18 protein-coding genes are annotated in these 18,831 nt (G+C 66.7%); 17 read left to right on the forward strand and 1 reads right to left on the reverse strand.

From position 1 onward, the window contains the following. Positions 1 to 188 precede the first annotated feature (188 nt). From GV832_RS05510 to GV832_RS05525, 4 genes are read left to right on the forward strand one after another with little or no spacing between them, the layout of a single operon-like run. Entirely contained in the window at positions 189 to 1,598 is a 1,410-nt protein-coding gene (locus tag GV832_RS05510) for a circularly permuted type 2 ATP-grasp protein (RefSeq protein ID WP_168773833.1), read from the forward strand. A gap of 3 nt (positions 1,599 to 1,601) precedes the next feature. After that, the gene (locus GV832_RS05515) at positions 1,602 to 2,549 is read left to right on the forward strand and encodes an alpha-E domain-containing protein (protein WP_168773834.1); all 948 of its coding nucleotides are present in this window, start codon (positions 1,602 to 1,604) and stop codon (positions 2,547 to 2,549) included. Then, positions 2,549 to 3,358 (forward strand): transglutaminase family protein, encoded by an 810-nt coding sequence (locus GV832_RS05520; RefSeq protein ID WP_168773835.1) that lies wholly within the window; start codon positions 2,549 to 2,551, stop codon positions 3,356 to 3,358. The genes GV832_RS05515 and GV832_RS05520 overlap by 1 nt, the downstream gene beginning before the upstream one ends. A gap of 38 nt (positions 3,359 to 3,396) precedes the next feature. Beyond that, on the forward strand, positions 3,397 to 4,122 hold the full coding sequence (locus GV832_RS05525; protein ID WP_168773836.1) for a proteasome-type protease: 726 nt from the start codon (positions 3,397 to 3,399) through the stop codon (positions 4,120 to 4,122). Positions 4,123 to 4,486: 364 nt separating this feature from the next. Here the strand turns inward: GV832_RS05525 and GV832_RS05530 are convergent, their stop codons facing one another. Next, positions 4,487 to 4,939, reverse strand: a complete 453-nt coding sequence (locus GV832_RS05530; protein WP_168773837.1) for a GNAT family N-acetyltransferase — start codon at positions 4,937 to 4,939, stop codon at positions 4,487 to 4,489. A gap of 288 nt (positions 4,940 to 5,227) precedes the next feature. Here GV832_RS05530 and murD point away from each other — a divergent pair, with 288 nt between their 5' ends. The 13 genes from murD (at position 5,228) to ftsZ (ending at position 18,627) form a co-directional block, all read left to right on the forward strand. Beyond that, positions 5,228 to 6,634 (forward strand): UDP-N-acetylmuramoyl-L-alanine--D-glutamate ligase, encoded by a 1,407-nt coding sequence (gene murD / locus GV832_RS05535; protein WP_168773838.1) that lies wholly within the window; start codon positions 5,228 to 5,230, stop codon positions 6,632 to 6,634. 64 nt (positions 6,635 to 6,698) lie between these two features. Continuing rightward, on the forward strand, positions 6,699 to 7,172 hold the full coding sequence (locus GV832_RS05540) for a GFA family protein (RefSeq protein WP_168773839.1): 474 nt from the start codon (positions 6,699 to 6,701) through the stop codon (positions 7,170 to 7,172). Between the two features lie 321 nt (positions 7,173 to 7,493). Further along, on the forward strand, positions 7,494 to 8,657 hold the full coding sequence (locus tag GV832_RS05545) for a peptidoglycan glycosyltransferase FtsW (protein ID WP_168773840.1): 1,164 nt from the start codon (positions 7,494 to 7,496) through the stop codon (positions 8,655 to 8,657). Beyond that, positions 8,657 to 9,745: a UDP-N-acetylglucosamine--N-acetylmuramyl-(pentapeptide) pyrophosphoryl-undecaprenol N-acetylglucosamine transferase gene (locus tag GV832_RS05550; protein WP_168773841.1), complete on the forward strand. Its 1,089-nt coding sequence runs from the start codon at positions 8,657 to 8,659 to the stop codon at positions 9,743 to 9,745. The genes GV832_RS05545 and GV832_RS05550 overlap by 1 nt, the downstream gene beginning before the upstream one ends. After that, positions 9,742 to 11,145 (forward strand): UDP-N-acetylmuramate--L-alanine ligase, encoded by a 1,404-nt coding sequence (murC, locus tag GV832_RS05555; protein ID WP_168773842.1) that lies wholly within the window; start codon positions 9,742 to 9,744, stop codon positions 11,143 to 11,145. The genes GV832_RS05550 and murC overlap by 4 nt, the downstream gene beginning before the upstream one ends. A 275-nt stretch (positions 11,146 to 11,420) precedes the next feature. Then, on the forward strand, positions 11,421 to 11,681 hold the full coding sequence (locus tag GV832_RS05560) for a DUF2484 family protein (RefSeq protein ID WP_168773843.1): 261 nt from the start codon (positions 11,421 to 11,423) through the stop codon (positions 11,679 to 11,681). Next, positions 11,678 to 11,920, forward strand: coding sequence for a DUF2484 family protein (locus GV832_RS05565; RefSeq protein WP_168773844.1), 243 nt, complete (start codon positions 11,678 to 11,680; stop codon positions 11,918 to 11,920). The genes GV832_RS05560 and GV832_RS05565 overlap by 4 nt, the downstream gene beginning before the upstream one ends. A gap of 52 nt (positions 11,921 to 11,972) precedes the next feature. Next, positions 11,973 to 12,620, forward strand: coding sequence for a hypothetical protein (locus GV832_RS05570; protein ID WP_168773845.1), 648 nt, complete (start codon positions 11,973 to 11,975; stop codon positions 12,618 to 12,620). A gap of 168 nt (positions 12,621 to 12,788) precedes the next feature. Then, on the forward strand, positions 12,789 to 13,715 hold the full coding sequence (murB, locus tag GV832_RS05575) for a UDP-N-acetylmuramate dehydrogenase (RefSeq protein WP_168773846.1): 927 nt from the start codon (positions 12,789 to 12,791) through the stop codon (positions 13,713 to 13,715). Positions 13,716 to 13,746: 31 nt separating this feature from the next. Continuing rightward, positions 13,747 to 14,661: a D-alanine--D-alanine ligase gene (locus GV832_RS05580; RefSeq protein ID WP_227754255.1), complete on the forward strand. Its 915-nt coding sequence runs from the start codon at positions 13,747 to 13,749 to the stop codon at positions 14,659 to 14,661. Continuing rightward, positions 14,649 to 15,527 (forward strand): cell division protein FtsQ/DivIB, encoded by an 879-nt coding sequence (locus GV832_RS05585; protein ID WP_354001926.1) that lies wholly within the window; start codon positions 14,649 to 14,651, stop codon positions 15,525 to 15,527. Before GV832_RS05580 ends, GV832_RS05585 begins: the two co-directional genes overlap by 13 nt. Beyond that, positions 15,524 to 16,858: a cell division protein FtsA gene (ftsA, locus tag GV832_RS05590; protein WP_168773848.1), complete on the forward strand. Its 1,335-nt coding sequence runs from the start codon at positions 15,524 to 15,526 to the stop codon at positions 16,856 to 16,858. The genes GV832_RS05585 and ftsA overlap by 4 nt, the downstream gene beginning before the upstream one ends. Before the next feature lie 212 nt (positions 16,859 to 17,070). Further along, positions 17,071 to 18,627 (forward strand): cell division protein FtsZ, encoded by a 1,557-nt coding sequence (gene ftsZ, locus GV832_RS05595; protein ID WP_168773849.1) that lies wholly within the window; start codon positions 17,071 to 17,073, stop codon positions 18,625 to 18,627. Positions 18,628 to 18,831 lie beyond the last annotated feature (204 nt).

Below are 18,831 nucleotides of genomic sequence, written 5' to 3' on the forward strand. Positions count from 1 at the left end.
CGGACTTTGGCGGGAGCTTGGGCGGAAAGCTGCGCCTCCGGCGGGGATATTTGGGCCAAGTTGAAAGCGGAGGCGCGGCTGCGGGTTGCATAAATTTTGCGCAGTTTGCCCCCTTTGCAGCTTTTTCCCGCTTCCCCCCCTTTCGCCGCGCCCCGCCCCCGGCTTTACTGCCACAAAAGGGAGGCCCCATGCCCCAGTTCAACGAGATGTATCAGGGCGACCAGACCCGCCCGCCCTATGCCGGGCTCGAGGCCTGGATGAAGGCCATGCCGGCCGATCTGCGCATCCAGAAACAGGCCGAGGCCGAGGCTTTGTTCCGCCGCATCGGCATCACCTTCGCGGTCTATGGCGAGGGGGGCGATCCGGACCGGCTGATCCCCTTCGACATGTTCCCGCGCGTCTTCACCCATTCGGAATGGGCCAAGCTCGATCGTGGGATCAAGCAGCGCGCCCGCGCCTTGAACGCCTTCCTGACCGATGTTTACGGGCGCGGAGAGATCATCCGGGCGGGCCGGATCCCCGCGAACCTCGTCTATCAAAATGAGGCCTATGAGCGCGCGGTGGCGGGCTTCGTGCCGCCGAAAGGGGTTTATTCCCATATCGTTGGCATCGATATCGTCCGCACCGGCCCCACGGATTTCTTCGTGCTGGAGGACAATTGCCGCACGCCTTCCGGCGTGTCCTACATGCTCGAATCCCGCGAGATGATGATGCGGATGTTCCCCGACCTGTTCCGCGAAAACCGCATCGAACCGGTGGACCGCTATCATGAAGCGCTGCGGCGGACGCTCATGTCGGTGGCGCCCGCGAAATGCCAGGGCGAGCCCACGGTGGTGATCCTGACGCCGGGGCATTTCAACTCGGCTTACTATGAACACTCTTTCCTCGCTGACCTCATGGGGGTGGAGCTGGTCGAGGGCGCCGACCTCTTTGTCGATGGCGAATTCGTCTATATGCGCACGACCGAGGGCCCGAAGCGGGTGGATGTGATCTATCGGCGCATCGACGATGCCTTCCTGGACCCCCTCTGCTTCCGCCCCGATTCCATGCTGGGCGTGCCGGGCTTGATGGATGTCTACCGCTCGGGCGGGGTGTCGATCTGCTCGGCGCCGGGGGCGGGCGTGGCCGATGACAAGGCGGTCTATACCTATGTCCCCGAGATGATCCGCTTCTACTTGGGCGAAGAGCCCATCCTGCAAAATGTCCCCACCTGGAAATGCGCGGGCGAGGAGGATCTGAAATACGTCCTCGACAAGCTGCCGGAGCTGGTGGTGAAAGAGGTCCATGGCTCGGGCGGCTATGGGATGCTGGTGGGGCCGAAGTCTTCGAAGGAAGAGATCGAGACCTTCCGCCACAAGATCCTGAAGGACCCGTCGAACTATATCGCCCAGCCGACGCTGTCGCTGTCCACGACGCCGACCTTTGTCGAGGAAGGCGTCGCGCCCCGCCATGTCGACCTGCGGCCCTATTGCCTGGTGGGCGAGCGGATCGAGCTGGTCCCCGGGGGGCTGACGCGGGTGGCTTTGCGGGAGGGCTCGCTGGTCGTCAACTCCTCGCAGGGTGGCGGCGTCAAGGACACCTGGGTTTTGGCGGAGTAAGTCATGCTTTCAAGAACCGCCGACAACCTTTACTGGATCGCCCGCTATATGGAGCGCGCCGAGACCCTGGCCCGCCTCTTGGAAGTGGGCGCGCGGATGTCTCTGCTGCCGACCGCGCAAGGCTTCCGCAACGAATGGGAATCGATCCTGAATGCCACGGGGCAAATCGGGGCCTTCCAGAAGAAATACGACAGCTTTGCCCAGCGGAATATCGAGAGCTTCCTCTTCTTCGACCGCGACAATCCCTCCTCCATCGCCTCCTGCATCACGGCGGCGCGCGAGAATGGGCGCATCGTGCGGACAGCGCTGACGGGGCAGGTCTGGGATGCGCTCAACACCGCCTTCCAGGAGCTGCGGCAAATCGAGCGCACCCCGCGCAGCCAGCTGGAGCTTTCCCGGCTCACCGATTGGACGACCAAGCATACGGCCATGCTGCGGGGCGCCATCGATGCGACGCTTCTGCGCAACGACGGCTATGACTTCCTGAACCTCGGCTTCGCCTTGGAGCGGGCCGATGCCACGGCGCGGATCATCGACGTGAAGTATTACGTCCTTCTGCCGCGCGCGGGTGTCATCGGCGCGGGGGCCGAGAATGACCAATGGTCCATGCTCCTGCGCGCCCTGAACCTCAACCGCGCCTTCCACTGGGCCTATGGCGGCGAGCTCACCGCCCAGAAGATCGCCCATTTCCTGATCCTGAACCCGGCTTGCCCGCGTGCCCTGATGACTTGCGGGCAGGAAATCGACACGGCGCTGACCCATCTGGCCAAGCTCTACGGCCGCGAGACCGAGGCCCAGCACCTGGCCCAGGGTCTCTTGCAGGGGCTCAACGCCTCCAGCCCCGAAGCGATCTTCGACGAGGGGCTGCATGACTTCCTCACCCGCTTCATCCGCGAGATCGCGGCCCTGGCCGGGGCCGTGCATGACAGCTATCTTTCGGGGGACATGTGATGCTTCTCCTCATCGACCACCTGACCCGTTACCGCTATGACGCGCCGGTGCGCGGCGTGGTGCAAAGCCACCGCCTGACGCCGTCGCTGCACGAGGGGCAGCAGGTCATCGACTGGCAGGTCACCGTGACCGGGGGCATCGCGGGGGGCTCGTTCCGAGACGGGGCGGGGGATGTGGTGCAGGGCTGGTCGGTCAAGGGGCCGGTCAGCGAGATCGAGGTCCGGGTGCGCGGCAAGGTCGCCACGACCGACACGGCCGGCGTGTTGCGCGGCCACCGCGAAAGCGTGGCGGTCGAGGCCTATCTGCGCGACACGTCCCTGACCGAGGCCAGCGGGGGACTTGGCACCCTGGCCCGGGTGGTGGAGGGCGAGGAGAACCGCCTCGCCGCCTGTCACGCGCTCTCGCGTGCGGTGTCGGAGGCGGTGACCTATGTGCCGGGGGCGACGGCCTCTCATACGACCGCCGCCGAGGCCCTTGAGGCGGGCGAGGGCGTGTGCCAGGACCATGCCCATATCCTTTGCGCCGTGGCCCGGGCCAATATGATCCCGGCGCGCTATGTCTCGGGCTATCTTCTGGCCGATGCCGAGGGCAAAGCCCACCAGGCCGCCCATGCCTGGGCGGAGTTGTTCATCCCGGGCCTGGGCTGGGTGGGCTTCGATCCGGCCAATGAATGCTGCCCCGATGACCGCTATGTCCGCCTGGGCTCTGGCCTCGATGCGCGCGAGGCCGCGCCGATCCGGGGCTCGGCGCGCTCGACCGGGGCGGAAACGCTGGATGTGACGGTTGCGGTTCTGGCGACGCAGCAATAGGGTCCGCCCGAAATGAGAGTGCGGAATCTGGGGGATCGATGACCTATTGCGTGGGGCTGCTGCTGAAAGAGGGGCTGGTGATGCTGTCGGACACCCGCACCAATGCGGGGCTGGACAATATCTCGACCTATCGCAAGATGTTCTTCTTCGAACGCCCCGGCGAGGTGGTCATCACCATCATGACGGCGGGGTCGCTTTCGGTGACGCAAACCGCCATGGCGCGGCTGCAAGAGGCGATCGATGCGCCCGATGCCGATGAGACGACCTCGATCCTGAAGGCACCGACTTTGCTGAAGGCGGCCTCGATCATCGGCAATACTCTGGCCGAGACGCGGCTCGAGATCGACGAGAAGCTGAATGCGATGAACCAGGGGGCCACGGCTTCGCTGATCGTGGCGGGGCAGAGGAAGGGCGGCCAGATGCGGCTTTTCCTGATCTATCCCGAGGGGAATTTCATCCAGGCCACCGAGGACACGCCGTTTTTGCAGATCGGCGAGCACAAATATGGCAAGCCGATCCTCGATCGGGTGGTGAAGCCCGGGACCTCGCTGGCCGATGCCAAGAAGGCGGTGCTTTTGTCGATGGATTCGACGCTGCGGTCCAATCTTTCGGTGGGGATGCCCTTGGATATGGCGGTGATCGAAAGGGATGCGCTGCAGGTGACGCAAAGGCGGCGGATCGAGGCGGGGGATCCGCAGTTCCGCGCCATGTCCGAGGCCTGGAGCAAGGCTTTGCGCGACGGGTTCACGCAGATCGAGATCTGAGGAGGGGGGGCCTCGGCTCTGCCTCGGCCTCCTCGGGAGAGGGGGGAAGCTTTGCCAGGGGCATCGAGCCCCTGGCAAAGCTGGCTGCCGCAGGCGGGCGGGAGGGCTTGCGCGGTCCTGTCGCCTGGGGCGCGCGTGGAAGCGGCCTTTTCCGCAATTCCGATCGATGGGGCTTATGTGGGGATGTAGCCCGGGGGGCACCCCGGGGCCCGTGCTGGCTCGGCGCGTGGGATCACGCAGCCGGGGGCGGGGGATACGCACTTGGTGTGATCTGGGCGGAAGCGGCCTTCTCCTGACCGCCGACCTGAGGGACTTATGTGGTGCTGTAGCCCGGGGGGCACCCCGGGCGCCGGGGCGGCGGCCTCTATTCCACCGGCACGGAATAGAGGATGAAGTCGCTCTTCGGCCGGTAGCTGTCATAGAGCCTGCGGCCGGCATAGTTGAACTCTTGCGTCAGCCAGCGGACATTTCCGATCCCCCTTGCGCGGGCGAAGGCGATCACATGGTCGATCAGCGCCCGGCCGAGGCCCGCGCCCCTGGCCCCAGGATCGACATAGAGATCCGAGAGATAGACCACCTTCTCCCCCGAGAGCGAGCGGTGCATCAGCTGGTATTGCACCAGGCCCACCGCCTGGCCCTCGTGCTCGACCAGGTCGCACCAGAAGTCCTCCGGCCCGAAGATCCAGTCCCAGACCGCGTCCCGACCCTCGGGCGTGGTCGTGGTCTTGTAGAAGGCGGCATAGGCGGCGAAGAGCGCCTCCCAGGTCGCGCGGTCGGTCGGGGTGAGGGGGCGGATCTGGGGGAGGTTGGGTGGCATGGGTCTCTCTGGGCGGGGAAGGGGCGGTCTGGAGCGGGGAAGGGCGGACGCCGCAGGGACGGCCCTGCCAAGGTTCCGGCGCCCTGCGGCCCGGGTCAAGCCCCCTCGGCGCCGGGCCCCGGTCATGGCCGATCGAAAATCCCGCTGTGCAGGGCCTTTCCAAAAGGTTAACGCCTTTCGGAAAGGAAAGGAATTCCAGTGACTTGCCCGCTCTTGCACGCGTGCAATGCCACCCGGCTTGCGCCCGGGGCCTTTCCCCGCCATCTTGCCGCGAAAATGGAGGCTCAGATGATCCCGGTCCAAGGCGTCGCAGGTAAGAAAGTGGCCGTGCTCGGCCTGGGCAGGTCGGGGCTGGCCGCGGCGCGGGCCTTGCAGGCGGGGGGGGCGGAGGTTCTCCTTTGGGACGATGGCGAGGCGGCGCGGGCCAAGGCCGAGGCGGAGGGTTTCACCCTGACCGACCTGATCCGGCGCGGCGGAGTCGAGAGCTGCGCGATGCTGGTGACCTCGCCCGGCATCCCGCATCTTTACCCCGCGCCCCATCCGGTCATCGCCCGGGCGCTCGAGCTGGGGATCCCGGTCGACAACGACATCGGGCTCTTTTTCCGGTCCTATGCGACCGAGGATTGGGACGACTTCGGCCAGGCCCCGAAGGTGGTCTGCATCACGGGGTCGAACGGGAAATCCACGACGACGGCCCTGATCCATCATATCCTCGAGGTCTCGGGGCGGCCCTGCCAGATGGGGGGCAATATCGGGCGCGGGGTCCTGGATCTGGACCCGGCGCGGGACAACGAGGTCGTGGTGCTGGAGCTTTCCTCCTACCAGACCGAACTCGCCCGCGCCCTGACCCCCGATGTCGCGGTCTTCACCAATCTCTCGCCCGACCATATCGACCGCCACAACGGGATGGGCGGCTATTTCGCGGCCAAGCGGAGGCTTTTCGCCGAGGGCGGGCCGGATCGGGCGGTGGTGGGCGTGGACGAGGCGGAGGGGCGTTACCTCGCCGGGCAATTGGCCGAGGGGCCGGGGGATGACCGGGTGATCCGGATCTCCTCGGGGCAGAGGCTGGAGGGCTTTGCCTGGACGGTCTTTGCCCGCAAGGGCTTCCTTTCGGAGTGGCGGCATGGGAAACAGGCGGCCTCCGTCGATCTGCGGGGGGTGGCGGCCTTGCCGGGCGCGCATAACCACCAGAACGCCTGCGCGGCCTGGGCGGTTTGCCGGACCCTTGGCCTGGCGCCCAAGCAGATCGAGGCGGCCTTCCAGTCCTTTGCCGGCCTGCCGCATCGCAGCCAGGTCGTGGGAGAGCGGGCGGGGGTGCGCTTCGTGAACGACAGCAAGGCGACCAATGTGGATTCGGCCGCCCAGGCCTTGCGGGCCTATCCGGCGATCCGCTGGATTGCGGGCGGGCAGGGGAAGGAGGGCGGGATCGCTGCCCTGGCGCCGGACATGGGCTCGGTCGTGAAGGCCTATCTCATCGGCGCCTCGGCTGCGGAGTTTGCGGGCCAGTTGGGCGATGTGCCTTTCGAGATCTGCGGGGATATGGCGACCGCCGTGGCGCGGGCGGCCGAAGAGGCGCAGGCGGGGGAGGTCGTGCTTTTGTCTCCGGCGGCGGCGAGCTTCGACCAGTATGCGAATTTCGAGAAGCGCGGCGAGGATTTCACCGCAAGGGTCAAGGCGCTTCTGGGCCAGGGGTAAAGGGGCGGGGGGCTTGACCGGGGCCTCGCACCCGCGCCAGTCTCGTGGCAAAGCGGAGGGCCTCATGAACGGACATTGCACCTGCGGCGGAGTGAGCTACCGCCTGACGCGAAGCCCGCTTTTCACCCATGCCTGCCACTGCACCTGGTGCCAGCGCGAGACCGGCGCGGCCTTTGCGCTGAACGCCATGATCGAGACCGAGGCGCTGGAACTCACCGGCGCGGTCGAGGAGGTGGTGACCCCCTCGGCCTCGGGCAAGGGGCAGGTGATCGCCCGCTGTCCCACCTGCCGGGTGGCGCTTTACAGCCATTACGCCGGGGCAGGGCGGCTCATGGCCTTCGTGCGGGTGGGGACGCTCGAGCGCCCGGGGGACTGCCCGCCCGATGTGCATATCTTCACCGAAACCAAGCTGCCCTGGCTGGTGCTGGACCCTGCGATCCCGTCCTTCCCGGAGTTCTACCAGCGCTCGAAACTCTGGCCCGAGGAGGCCCTGGCGCGGCGGGCCGATCTCCTGGCGCGGCATGGGGTGGCGAGCTGAGGCGTGCCGGGCGGTCTTTTTCCTGCGCGGCGGAATTCTTCTCCGAAGAAGCGGGAGGGGCGTTCCGCCCCTCCCGCACCCTCCCCTGACCGGGAGGGCAAGCCCTCCCGGCCCCACCCGGCCCGCCCGGGTGGCACCGTGGGGCCAAGGCCCGAGCCGGTTGGGGCGCCAGCCCCAGAGGCGAGATGAAAGACTTGCGGCGCCAGCCGCTCCGCTTGAGGCTGGGCAGGGGAAATCCCGCTAGCCAGCCGGGCGGGATTGCGCTAGGCTGAGCCTCGATCGGGGAGATAACCCCGACGGGCAGCAGAAGCAGGCTTATCCATGACCGAAATGGTTTACGGCGCGGTGCCAGCCCAGGCACGCGAACCGGTCCTTCCCCGTTGGTGGCGCACCATCGACAAATGGTCGCTCTCGGCCATCCTGTGCCTCTTCGGCATCGGCCTGCTCCTGGGCCTCGCGGCCTCGGTCCCGCTGGCCACGCGGAACGGATTGCCCTCCTTCTATTACGTCCAGCGCGAAGCCTTCTTCGGCACGGTCGCCCTGGCCACGATGTTTGCCTTCTCGCTCCTCTCGCCCAAGGCGATCCGGCGCATGGGGGTCATGGGCTTTGCCGTGACCTTCCTGGCCCTGGTCCTGCTGCCACTCCTCGGCACCGACTTCGGCAAGGGCGCCGTGCGCTGGTATTCGCTGGGCTTCGTCTCCTTCCAGCCGTCCGAGTTCCTGAAACCCGGCTTCATCATCGTCGCGGCCTGGCTCATGGCCGCCGCCTCCGAGCTGAACGGCCCGCCGGGGCGGCTCTTCTCCTTCATCCTCCTGGTCGTCATCCTGCTCTTCCTGGCCACCCAGCCCGACTTCGGCCAATCCATGCTGGTGCTTTTCGGCTGGGGCGTGGTCTATTTCATGTCCGGCGCCAGGATGGCCGTGATCATCGCCATCCTGGGCCTGGTCGGGCTGGCGGGGAACTTCGCCTATCAGAATTCGGAACACCTCAAGCGCCGCATCGACGGCTATCTGACCGCCGAGGTCGATCCGCGCAGCCAGATCGGCTATGCCACCAACGCCATCCAGGAGGGCGGCTTCTTCGGCGTCGGCGTCGGCAATGGCCAGGTCAAATGGACGCTGCCCGACGCCCATACCGACTTCATCATCGCGGTGGCGGCCGAGGAATACGGGCTGATCATGGTGCTTTTGATCATCTGCCTCTATTCGACCGTCGTGGTGCGCAGCCTCCTCAGGCTCATGCGGGAACGAGACCCCTTCGTGCGATTGGCGGGCGCAGGGCTCGCCTGTATCTTCGGTGTCCAGGCCATGATCAACATCGGCGTGGCCGTGCGCCTTCTTCCGGCCAAGGGCATGACCCTGCCCTTCGTCAGCTACGGCGGCTCTTCGGTCATCGCGGCCGGGATCACGGTCGGGATGCTTCTGGCCCTGACCCGCACCAGGCCGCAGGGCGAGATCGCCGATATCTTCAAGCGGAGGCGCTGATGCCCCTTCTCCTCATCGCAGCCGGAGGCACGGGCGGCCATATGTTCCCCGCGCAGGCCCTGGCCGAGGCGATGATCGCCAAGGGCTGGCGGGTCAAGCTCTCGACCGATGCCAGGGGCGCGCGCTATGCCGGGGGCTTTCCGGCAGAGGTCGAGCGGCAGGTCCTCTCTTCGGCCACTTTCGCCCGGGGCGGTCCCCTGGCCAAGCTGGCGGTCCCCTTCCGCATCGCGGGCGGGGTGATCTCGGCGCTCTGGCAGGCGCGGAAGGACCGGCCCGATGTGGTCGTGGGCTTTGGCGGCTATCCTTCGATCCCCGCGCTGGGGGCGGCTTGGGCTTTGGGCCTGCCCCGGATGATCCATGAGCAGAACGGCATCCTGGGCCGGGTGAACGAGGTCTTTGCGCGGCGCGTCAACAAGATCGCCTGCGGCACCTGGCCCACCAAGCTGCCCCAGGGCGTCACCGGAGAGCCCGTGGGCAACCCGGTCCGCCAATCCGTCCTTGACCGCGCGGGTGCGCCCTATATCCCGCCGGGCGATTACCCGATGTCGCTGGTGGTCATCGGCGGCTCCCAAGGCGCGCGCGTCCTGTCGGACGTCGTCCCCGCAGCCCTCGCCGCCCTCCCCGAGGCGCTGCGGCCCCTCTTGCGCATTGCCCACCAGGCAAGGCCCGAGGACCAGGCCCGCGTCACCGCCACCTACCAGGGCGCAGGGATGCAGGCCGAGGTCGAGCCCTTCTTCACCGATATCCCCCGCAGGCTCTCGGAGGCGCAATTGGTGATCTCGCGCTCGGGCGCCTCGTCGATCGCCGATATCTCGGTGATCGGCCGCCCGGCCATCCTGATCCCCTTCGCCCAGGCGACCGGAGACCATCAGACCGCCAATGCGGCGGGCCTTGTGCAAGCCGGCGCCGCGCTGATGATGCCGGAATCCGGGCTTGACGTTCCGCGCCTTTCGGCCGAAATCGCCGCCATCCTTCAGGCGCCCGAGAAGGCCGAAGCCATGGCAGCCGCCGCCTTGGCCGAGGGGCGGCCCGATGCCACAATCCGCCTCGCCGCCATGGTCGAGGCTCTAGCCGGAAGCCCGAGATGAACGCGACGAAACTGCCCCTGGAACTTGGCCCCATCCACTTCGTGGGGATCGGCGGCATCGGCATGTCGGGCATCGCCGAGGTGCTGATCACTTTGGGCTACTCGGTTCAGGGCTCGGATGCGCGGGCGTCGAAGATCACCGACCGGCTGGTGTCCTTGGGCGCGCGCTTCTTCGAGGGGCAGAAGGCCGAGAACCTGGGCGAGGCCGCCGTGGTGGTGATCTCTTCGGCCATCAAGAAGGGCAACCCCGAGCTGGAAGAGGCGCGGCGCAGGAAACTCCCCGTCGTGCGCCGGGCCGAGATGCTGGCCGAACTGATGCGGCTGAAGTCGAATGTCGCCGTGGCGGGGACGCATGGCAAGACGACGACCACGACGATGGTGGCCACTTTGCTGGACCGTGGCGGCTTTGACCCCACCGTGATCAACGGCGGGGTGATCCATGCCTATGGCTCCAACGCGCGGGCGGGCGCTGGGGAGTGGATGGTGGTCGAGGCGGACGAGTCGGATGGCTCTTTCAACCGCCTGCCCGCGACGATTGCCATCGTCACCAACATCGACCCCGAGCATATGGAGCACTGGCACACCTTCGAGGCGCTGCGGAAGGGCTTCTTCGACTTCGTCTCGAACGTGCCCTTCTATGGCCTGGCGGTCTGCTGCACCGATCACCCCGAGGTCCAGGCCCTGGTGGGCCGCGTGACCGACCGCCGCATCGTGACCTTTGGCTTCAACGCCCAGGCCGATGTGCGGGCGGTGAACCTGCGCTACGAGGCCGCGCGGCCGGTCTATGACGTGGTCCTGCAAAACGAGGGCGGGGCGAAGATCGAGGGCGTGGTTCTGCCGATGCCCGGCGATCACAATGTCTCGAACTCCCTGGCCGCGATTGCCGTGGCGCGTCACCTCGGCATGAAGCGCGAAGAGATCAAGGCGGCGCTCGCGGCCTTCGAGGGCGTGAACCGCCGCTTCACCAAGGTGGGCGAGTGGAATGGTGTCACGATCATCGACGACTACGGCCACCACCCGGTCGAGATCGCAGCGACCCTGAAAGCCGCCCGCCGCGCCGTGGCCGATACCCCCGGAGCCCGCGTCATCGCTATCCACCAACCGCACCGCTACACGCGGCTTGCGAGCCTCTTTGAGGACTTCTGCAGCTGTTTCAACGAGGCCGATGTGGCCGCCATCGCCGAGGTTTATGCGGCGGGCGAAGAGCCCATTGCCGGCGCCTCGCGCGATGACCTGGTGGCCGGGCTGATCGCCCATGGTCACCGCCATGCAAGGGCCCTGCTGGACGAGGCTGACTTGGCGCGGCTGGTGCGCGAACAGGCGCGGCCGGGGGATTTGGTCGTGTGCCTTGGGGCCGGGTCGATTTCGGCCTGGGCCAACGCTTTGCCGGGCAAGTTGTAACCTTCTCCGGGCAGGCGGGGGGGCTGCCGCCCCCCCGACCCCCCGCCCAAAGGGGGAGCACGCTCCCCCTTTGGAAACCCCCGTGGATTTTTTTGAAAAGATGAAATCGGGGGCGGACTTGCGATCTGCGGGTCGCGCTGCAGCTTGGGCTTCGGGTTTCATCTTTTCACAAATATCCCCGCCGGAGGCTCCGTCCCCTCCGCCTCCCCGAACCCGTCCGGCTTTCGCCCCATTCCTGCCATCGGAGGAGGGCATGCAGGGGGCGGAGGTGAGCCATGGCTTTGATCCTGTGCGGTGTGATCTGGGTGATGCTGGCGACGTTGACGGCTTTGCTCCCGATGCGGCGGCAGATGGTGCCGGGGCTGGTGCTGCTGGCGAGTGCTCCGGTGCTGATCGCCTGGGGGTTTCACGAGGCGGGCGCGGTGATCGGGCTGGCCTTCCTTCTGGCCTTTGGCTCGATGTTCCGGCGACCGCTGATCTATTTCACCCGCAAGGCACTGGGTCTGCCGGTGGTCGACCCACGGAGGGGCTCATGAGCATCGTGGCGGGCTGTCTTTGGGTCGTGCTGGCCCAGGTGCTGAGCATGTTCCCCTCGCGCGATTACCATTGGCGGGCGGCTTATGGGTTGATGGCTCTTGCGGTGCCGGTGGTGGCCTGGCTTTGGGTAAGCCAAGGCTGGGGCGCGGTCGCGGTCTTTGCCCTGGCGGCGGGGAGTATCCTGCGCTGGCCGTTGAGGTGTGGGGTCAGGTGGATGACGGGCGGGAGGATCGGGTGAGGCGGGCAGGGGACAAGCCGAAAGTGGCGACTTCGCTTGGCGGGCGACTGGAATGAAGCTCCGAAGCGCGACTGTGGCTCTTCTCTTTGCATTTGTGGCTTTGGCGGGTTGCACGCAGCATTTCGGCTGGCACCAGAAGCTGACAGTGACGGTTCAGACCCCGATGGGCGAGGTTTCCGGTGCCTCGGTGACGGCGGTCGAGGTGGACGGGTTCGACGGGCTCTTGCCCGATGGCGGCGGGGTCGAGAGTCGGCTGACGGGCGAGGCGGTGGTGGTCGAAATCGCCCCGGGGCGGTATCTTTTCGTCTTGCTAACCGGGGCTCTTGGCTGGGCAGACGCGGCCTATGGGCTGGGCGGTCCGGGCACGGTCTTTGAGGAGAATATGCGCAGCGTCGAGGCGCAACGCGGCAAGCCGCCGGTCCCCCTTCCGCCCAAGGCCTGGCCGCTGATGGTCACCTTCACCGACATCGCCGACCCAAAGACCGTGGCCCTTGTGGACCCGGATGACCTTTCCGCTCCCTTCGGGCCAGGGGTGCGGCTGAAGGCGGTGACTCTGGCGGTGACGGAGGAGCCGGTGACCGAGGGGAAGGTGGAGGCGGTGTTGGGGTGGGTAAATGACCTCAAGAAATATCGAACAGATCCGGACAATCCCTTCACCAATACATTGCCCGCAGAGATCGGGTATTTAATGAGCCGCTGATTTGTCTATTCCCAAAAATCCTACCTCGCAATCCTGGCGTTGGATGCCCGCAACCGCCGTCACAGATCTGGCGTCGTTGATGATGGCGCAGACGTCCCCTCCCGCCCCTAACCCCCTTCCCGCCCTCTGCAGTTTCCGCCATAAGACCTCCGCAACCCGGAGGCCCCTATGACTGAACTCCCCGCCACCCGTGGCACTCTCACCGCTGACCGCGCGCTTTCGGAGCTGACCTGGCTGCGGGTTGGGGGGCCTGCTCAGTGGCTTTATCAGCCGGAGGATGAGGCGGATTTGGCCGCTTTCCTGCGCGACCTTGCGCCGGAGGTTCCGGTCTTTCCGATGGGGGTGGGGTCGAACCTGATCGTGCGGGATGGGGGGCTGAGGGGCGTCGTCATCAGGCTTGGGCGGGGGTTCAATGGGATTTCCGTTCAGGGCAGCCGGGTGACGGCGGGGGCTGCGGCGCTGGATGCGCATGTGGCGCGGAGGGCGGCGGAGGCGGGGGTGGACCTCACTTTCCTGCGCACCATTCCGGGCTCTATCGGCGGGGCGGTGCGGATGAATGCGGGCTGCTATGGGTCTTATGTCAAGGACCACCTGGTCGAGGTGCGCGCCGTGACGCGTCAGGGCGAGGTCGTGACGATCCCGGCTTCCGACCTTGGGCTCGCCTATCGGCAAAGCAGCCTGCCGGAGGGTTGGGTGATCATCGGGGCGACGTTTGAGGCCCCATCGGGCGATCCGGCGGCCTTGGAGGTGCGGATGGTCGAGCAGATCGCCAAGCGCGATGCCTCTCAGCCCACCAAGGAGCGGAGCGCGGGGAGCACGTTCCGCAACCCGGCCGGGTTTTCCTCGACCGGCAAGGCCGATGATACCCATGAGCTGAAGGCCTGGAAGCTGATCGATGACGCGGGGATGCGCGGCGCCAGGATCGGAGGGGCGCAGATGTCCACCATGCATTCCAACTTCCTGATCAACGCGGGCGGCGCCACGGCGGATGACCTTGAAAAACTTGGCGAAGAGGTCCGAAAAAGGGTTTTCCAAACCAGCGGGATCACGCTAGAGTGGGAAATCATGCGTGTGGGTAACCATACGCCAAAATAAGAACCGGCAAAGACCGGGTTGAGGCAGTCGAATGGCGGGACACCTGAAAACAGGGCCCGTGGCGGTATTGATGGGCGGGCTCTCGGCGGAACGAGAGGTCTCTTTGTCATCGGGCGCGCAATGTGCCCAGGCGCTGCGGGATGCGGGATATGACGTGGTCACCCTGGATGCGGGCCGCGATCTGGCGGCGCGTTTGGCCGACCTGAAGCCTGCCGTCGTTTTCAATGCTTTGCATGGCCGCTGGGGTGAGGATGGCTGCGTCCAGGGGCTTTTGGAGTGGATGGCCATTCCCTATACCCATTCGGGCGTCCGGGCCTCGGCGCTGGCCATGGACAAGACCTCGGCCAAGGCGGCCTTTGTCGCGGCGGGTCTGCCGGTTGTCACCTCGGTCATCGCCAAGCGGGAAGAGGTGGCGGAGCGCCATATCCTGCCGGTGCCCTACGTCGTGAAGCCCAACAACGAGGGCTCTTCGGTCGGCATCTATATCGTCCGCGAGGGCGCCAACGCGCCGCGTCTGGCCGAGACCATGCCCGAGGAGGTCATGGTCGAGACCTATGCGCCGGGGCGGGAGCTGACCGTGGCGGTCCTGGGCGACCGGGCGCTGACGGTGACGGATATCATCACCTCGGGCTGGTATGATTACGACGCGAAATATGCGCCGGGGGGCTCGCGCCATGTGGTGCCGGCCGAAATCCCGGAGGAGATCGCGGCGGCTTGTCTCGACTACGCCTTGCGGGCCCATCGCGCCCTGGGCTGCCGGGGTCTGTCACGCACCGACATGCGCTGGGACGAAAGCAGGGGCCTCGATGGCCTGATCCTCTTGGAGACCAACACCCAGCCCGGCATGACGCCCACATCGCTTGCCCCTGAACAGGCCGCGCATTGCGGCATCTCCTTCCCCGCGCTTTGCGCCTGGCTGGTGGAGGATGCTTCGTGCAATCGCTAGGCCGCGCCCTGCCTCTGCGTCGCGATCCGGCCCCGTCCCGTTGGGCCTACCGGATGCAGCGGCTTTGGCTGACGCCCATGTTCCGGGCGGGGATGCGCATTGGCCTGCCGGTCTTCGTCGTCGTGCTGGTGGGCGGGATTTACCTGTCCGATGCGGCGCGGCGGGCCGGGGCGGCGGAGATGTTCGGCGCCCTGCGGGGATCAGTGGCCGAGAGCCCGATCTTCATGGTCGAGCTTCTGTCGATCACCGGCGCCTCGCCCGAACTGGCCGATGCGGTGCGGGCGCGGCTGGATGTGAAGCTGCCGCAAAGCTCGCTGGACCTGGACCTTGATGCGATCCGCGAACAGGCCGAGCGGCTGGATGCGGTGCAATCGGCCGTCGTGCGGCTGGGCGCGGGCAATGTGCTGGAATTGCAGATCACCGAGCGGACGCCAGCCTGGGTCTGGCGGTCCGAGGCGGGGCTGATGATGCTGGACGCCACGGGCCACCGCATCGCGGGACTTGCCGAGCGCGCGGACCGCGCCGACCTGCCCCTGGTGGCTGGTCAGGGCGCCGACAAGGCCATCCCCGAGGCCCAGGCGATCCTGGCGGCCAGCCCTTGGGCCAAGCGCATCCGGGGCCTCGTGCGCCTGTCGGAACGGCGCTGGGACATCGTCCTGGACCGCGACCAGCGCATCCTTTTGCCCGCCCATGATCCGGTGGCCGCCGTTCAGGCCTTGGCCAGCCTCGATCATGCCGAAGACATTCTCTCGCGCGACCTGATTGCGGTCGACATGCGCAACCCGGACCGCCCGGTCCTTCGCCTTACCCCCTATGCCCTTGACGTCCTGCGCACGCAGGCCACTGCCCCGGAGCCCCAGCAATGACCGATCTTTACCAGATGCAACGTGCCATGCGGAACATGCGCCGCGCCGCCCTGCAACGCGGTGTCGTGGCCATCCTGGACGTGGGGACCTCGAAGATCGCCTGCCTGATCCTGCGCTTCGACGGGCTGGAGGAACAGGCCGAGGGCGATGGCGTGGGCTCCATGGCGGGGCAGTCGAATTTCCGGGTCATCGGGGCGGCGACGACGAAGTCGCGCGGGGTGCGGTTTGGGGAAATCAGCGCGATGAACGAGACGGAGCGGGCGATCCGCACCGCCGTTCAGGCCGCGCAGAAGATGGCCAATGTGCGGGTGGACCATTGCATCGCCTGCTTCTCGGGCGGGGAGCCGCGCAGCTATGGCCTGGCCGGGGAAATCGCGCTGGAGGACGGCGTGGTCAAGGACAGCGACGTGGGCCGGGTGCTTGCGGCCTGCGACCTGCCCGATATCGGCGAGGGCCGCGAGGTCGTTCATGCCCAGCCGGTGAACTTTGCGCTGGATCACCGCTCGGGGCTTGGCGATCCGCGCGACCAGATCGGCAACCGCCTGGCCTGTGACATGCATTTGCTGTCTGTCGATGCCGCCGTGGTGCAGAACCTGATGCACTGCATCAAGCGCTGTGACCTGGAACTCGCCGGGATCGCCTCCTCGGCCTATGTCTCGGGGATTTCGGCCCTGGTCGAGGATGAGCGGGAGCTGGGTTCGGCCTGTGTCGACATGGGCGGCGGATCGACGGGGCTGAGCTTCTTCTGGAAGAAGCACATGATCTTCGCGGATTCCGTGCGTCTGGGGGGCGACCATGTGACCTCTGACATCGCGCAGGGGCTGCAAGTGCCCTTCGCCGTGGCCGAGCGGATCAAGACCAAGCATGGCGGGGTTCATGCGACCTCGATGGACGACCGCGAGATGATCGAGATCGGCGGGGATAGCGGCGACTGGGAGAAGGACCGCCGCCAGATCAGCCGGACGGAGCTCATCGGCATCATCCGGCCGCGCGTCGAAGAGATCCTCGAACAGGTGGCCGAGCGTCTGGTCGCGGCGGGGTTCGAAAGCCTGCCCTCGCAGCAGATCGTCCTGACGGGCGGCGCAAGCCAGATCCCGGGGCTGGACGGGCTGGCCTCGCGCATTCTGGGGCAGAGGGTCCGCATGGGGCGGCCCCTGCGCGTCCAGGGCCTGCCGCAGGCCGCCACGGGGGCCTCTTTCGCCTCCACCGTGGGGCTTTGCCTTTTCGCCGCCCATCCGCAAGACGAGTGGTGGGACTTCTCCATTCCGTCGGAACGCTACCCGGCGCGGTCGCTGAAAAGGGCGCTGAAATGGTTCAAGGACAACTGGTAACCGCTAAGGGCTGTGGTCCATCCGAGATCGCGGGGGCCTTTCGGCGCCATTCCCCATATTTTGTGGGGTTAGCGATGTTTTTTCGTGACCTTGGGCGGCGCTTTCGGTAGAATCACGGATAATGAAGCGTTTGCCATGTTCAGGCGGGCGCCAGGTAACCAGGTGAAGCCGCGATACAGCGGTGGTGGCAAAGAAACGGCGGGACACGGACCATGGCTTTGAATTTGACAGTCGATGCAGTGCATGAAGACCTGAAGCCGCGCATCACGGTCTTTGGGGTCGGCGGTGCCGGGGGCAATGCGGTCAATAACATGATCGAAAAGAACCTCGAAGGCGTCGAATTCGTCGTGGCCAATACCGATGCCCAGGCGCTGCAGCAAAGCCGCTCGGGTCACAAGATCCAGATCGGGCTGAAAGTCACCGAGGGTCTGGGCGCGGGCGCCCGCCCCTCGGTCGGCGCAGCGGCGGCAGAGGAGTCGATCGAGCAGATCGTTGACCACCTGGCCGGCGCGCATATGTGCTTCATCACCGCTGGCATGGGCGGCGGCACCGGGACCGGGGCGGCGCCGATCATCGCGCAGGCGGCGCGTGAGCTGGGCGTGCTGACCGTCGGCGTCGTGACCAAGCCCTTCCAGTTCGAGGGCAACAAGCGGATGCGCCAGGCCGAAGAGGGCATCGAGGCCCTGCAAAAGGTCGTCGATACGCTGATCGTGATCCCGAACCAGAACCTCTTCCGTCTGGCCAATGAGCGCACCACCTTCACCGAAGCCTTCGCCATGGCTGATGACGTTCTGTATCAAGGCGTAAAGGGCGTGACCGATCTGATGGTCCGCCCCGGCCTGATCAACCTCGACTTCGCGGACGTGCGCGCCGTGATGGACGAGATGGGCAAGGCGATGATGGGCACCGGTGAGGCTTCGGGCCAGGACCGCGCGGTTCAGGCGGCCGAGAAGGCGATTGCCAACCCGCTCCTCGATGAAATCTCGCTGAACGGCGCCAAGGGTGTGCTGATCAACATCACCGGCGGCTATGACCTGACGCTGTTCGAACTGGACGAAGCGGCCAATATCATCCGCGAAAAGGTCGATCCCGACGCCAATATCATTGTGGGCTCCACCTTGGACCCGACGATGGAAGGCACGCTGCGCGTCTCGGTCGTCGCCACCGGCATCGACCTCAAGACCGCCAAGGCCGAGACCCCGGTCGCCCGCCGTCCGATGGGCGAGACGCTGAAGCCCGCCGCCGCCCGTCCCGCGCCCGAGCCGATGACACTGACCCAACCGGTGGCGCAACCCGCCCCGGCGCCCGCCCCGGCCTTCGAGCCCGAGCAGGCCAGCTTCCGCGCGCCCGAGCCGGTCGAGGAACTGGACGAGATGCCCGCGCCCGCCTATCGCCCCGCCCCCGAGCAGCGCCCCGTCGCCGCCCGCGAGCCCGATGCCTCCAGCTACATCGCCCCGCGTCCGCGCGCCATGGGCACGCCCTCGCCCGAGGCCATGGCGCGTCTGCAGGCCGCCGTCTCCAAGACCCCGGCGGCGCCTGCTGCGGCTGCCCGTCCCGCGGCGCCCGCGCCGAAACCCGCCGCCAAGCCCGTGGCCGAGCGCCCGCGCTTCGGCATCGGCGGCTTGATCAACCGGATGGCAGGCTCTCATGCCGAGGCGGCGCCTGCGCGTCAGCAGCCGCAAGTCTCGGCCTATGACGAGGAAAACGAGCCCGCAACCGACCAGGACCGGATGGAAATTCCGGCCTTCCTCCGCCGTCAGGCGAACTGAAACACTCCTCACGGATTGTTACACCGGGGCGCCCAGGCGCCCCGGTTTTGTTTCAATTCTGACCATGTCTGGCAAAAATCAGGCGCTGTTACATGCCGTCATAATTGGTGAGTTGTCTCTGCTGCGTCTGCATCCTAAACAAATTCCAAGCCATGGAGGACGAATCCGCCTTGGCCACAAGATTTGGTTAACGGCAGGCGCAAC

Origin of the sequence: Stagnihabitans tardus (assembly GCF_009925085.1) — a bacterium.
In the GTDB taxonomy this organism is placed as follows: domain Bacteria; phylum Pseudomonadota; class Alphaproteobacteria; order Rhodobacterales; family Rhodobacteraceae; genus Stagnihabitans; species Stagnihabitans tardus.

Excerpts from the sequence above, each read along its gene's own strand:
- GV832_RS05545 (WP_168773840.1), top strand. The coding sequence starts at position 7,494 with ATGACCGAAATGGTTTACGGCGCGGTGCCAGCCCAGGCACGCGAACCG.
- ftsZ (WP_168773849.1), top strand. The coding sequence starts at position 17,071 with ATGGCTTTGAATTTGACAGTCGATGCAGTGCATGAAGACCTGAAGCCG.
- GV832_RS05530 (WP_168773837.1), bottom strand. The coding sequence starts at position 4,939 with ATGCCACCCAACCTCCCCCAGATCCGCCCCCTCACCCCGACCGACCGC.
- GV832_RS05560 (WP_168773843.1), top strand. The coding sequence starts at position 11,421 with ATGGCTTTGATCCTGTGCGGTGTGATCTGGGTGATGCTGGCGACGTTG.
- murD (WP_168773838.1), top strand. The coding sequence starts at position 5,228 with ATGATCCCGGTCCAAGGCGTCGCAGGTAAGAAAGTGGCCGTGCTCGGC.
- GV832_RS05515 (WP_168773834.1), top strand. The coding sequence starts at position 1,602 with ATGCTTTCAAGAACCGCCGACAACCTTTACTGGATCGCCCGCTATATG.
- GV832_RS05520 (WP_168773835.1), top strand. The coding sequence starts at position 2,549 with ATGCTTCTCCTCATCGACCACCTGACCCGTTACCGCTATGACGCGCCG.
- GV832_RS05510 (WP_168773833.1), top strand. The coding sequence starts at position 189 with ATGCCCCAGTTCAACGAGATGTATCAGGGCGACCAGACCCGCCCGCCC.
- ftsA (WP_168773848.1), top strand. The coding sequence starts at position 15,524 with ATGACCGATCTTTACCAGATGCAACGTGCCATGCGGAACATGCGCCGC.
- GV832_RS05550 (WP_168773841.1), top strand. The coding sequence starts at position 8,657 with ATGCCCCTTCTCCTCATCGCAGCCGGAGGCACGGGCGGCCATATGTTC.
- murB (WP_168773846.1), top strand. The coding sequence starts at position 12,789 with ATGACTGAACTCCCCGCCACCCGTGGCACTCTCACCGCTGACCGCGCG.
- GV832_RS05525 (WP_168773836.1), top strand. The coding sequence starts at position 3,397 with ATGACCTATTGCGTGGGGCTGCTGCTGAAAGAGGGGCTGGTGATGCTG.
- GV832_RS05540 (WP_168773839.1), top strand. The coding sequence starts at position 6,699 with ATGAACGGACATTGCACCTGCGGCGGAGTGAGCTACCGCCTGACGCGA.
- GV832_RS05580 (WP_227754255.1), top strand. The coding sequence starts at position 13,747 with ATGGCGGGACACCTGAAAACAGGGCCCGTGGCGGTATTGATGGGCGGG.
- GV832_RS05565 (WP_168773844.1), top strand. The coding sequence starts at position 11,678 with ATGAGCATCGTGGCGGGCTGTCTTTGGGTCGTGCTGGCCCAGGTGCTG.
- GV832_RS05570 (WP_168773845.1), top strand. The coding sequence starts at position 11,973 with ATGAAGCTCCGAAGCGCGACTGTGGCTCTTCTCTTTGCATTTGTGGCT.
- murC (WP_168773842.1), top strand. The coding sequence starts at position 9,742 with ATGAACGCGACGAAACTGCCCCTGGAACTTGGCCCCATCCACTTCGTG.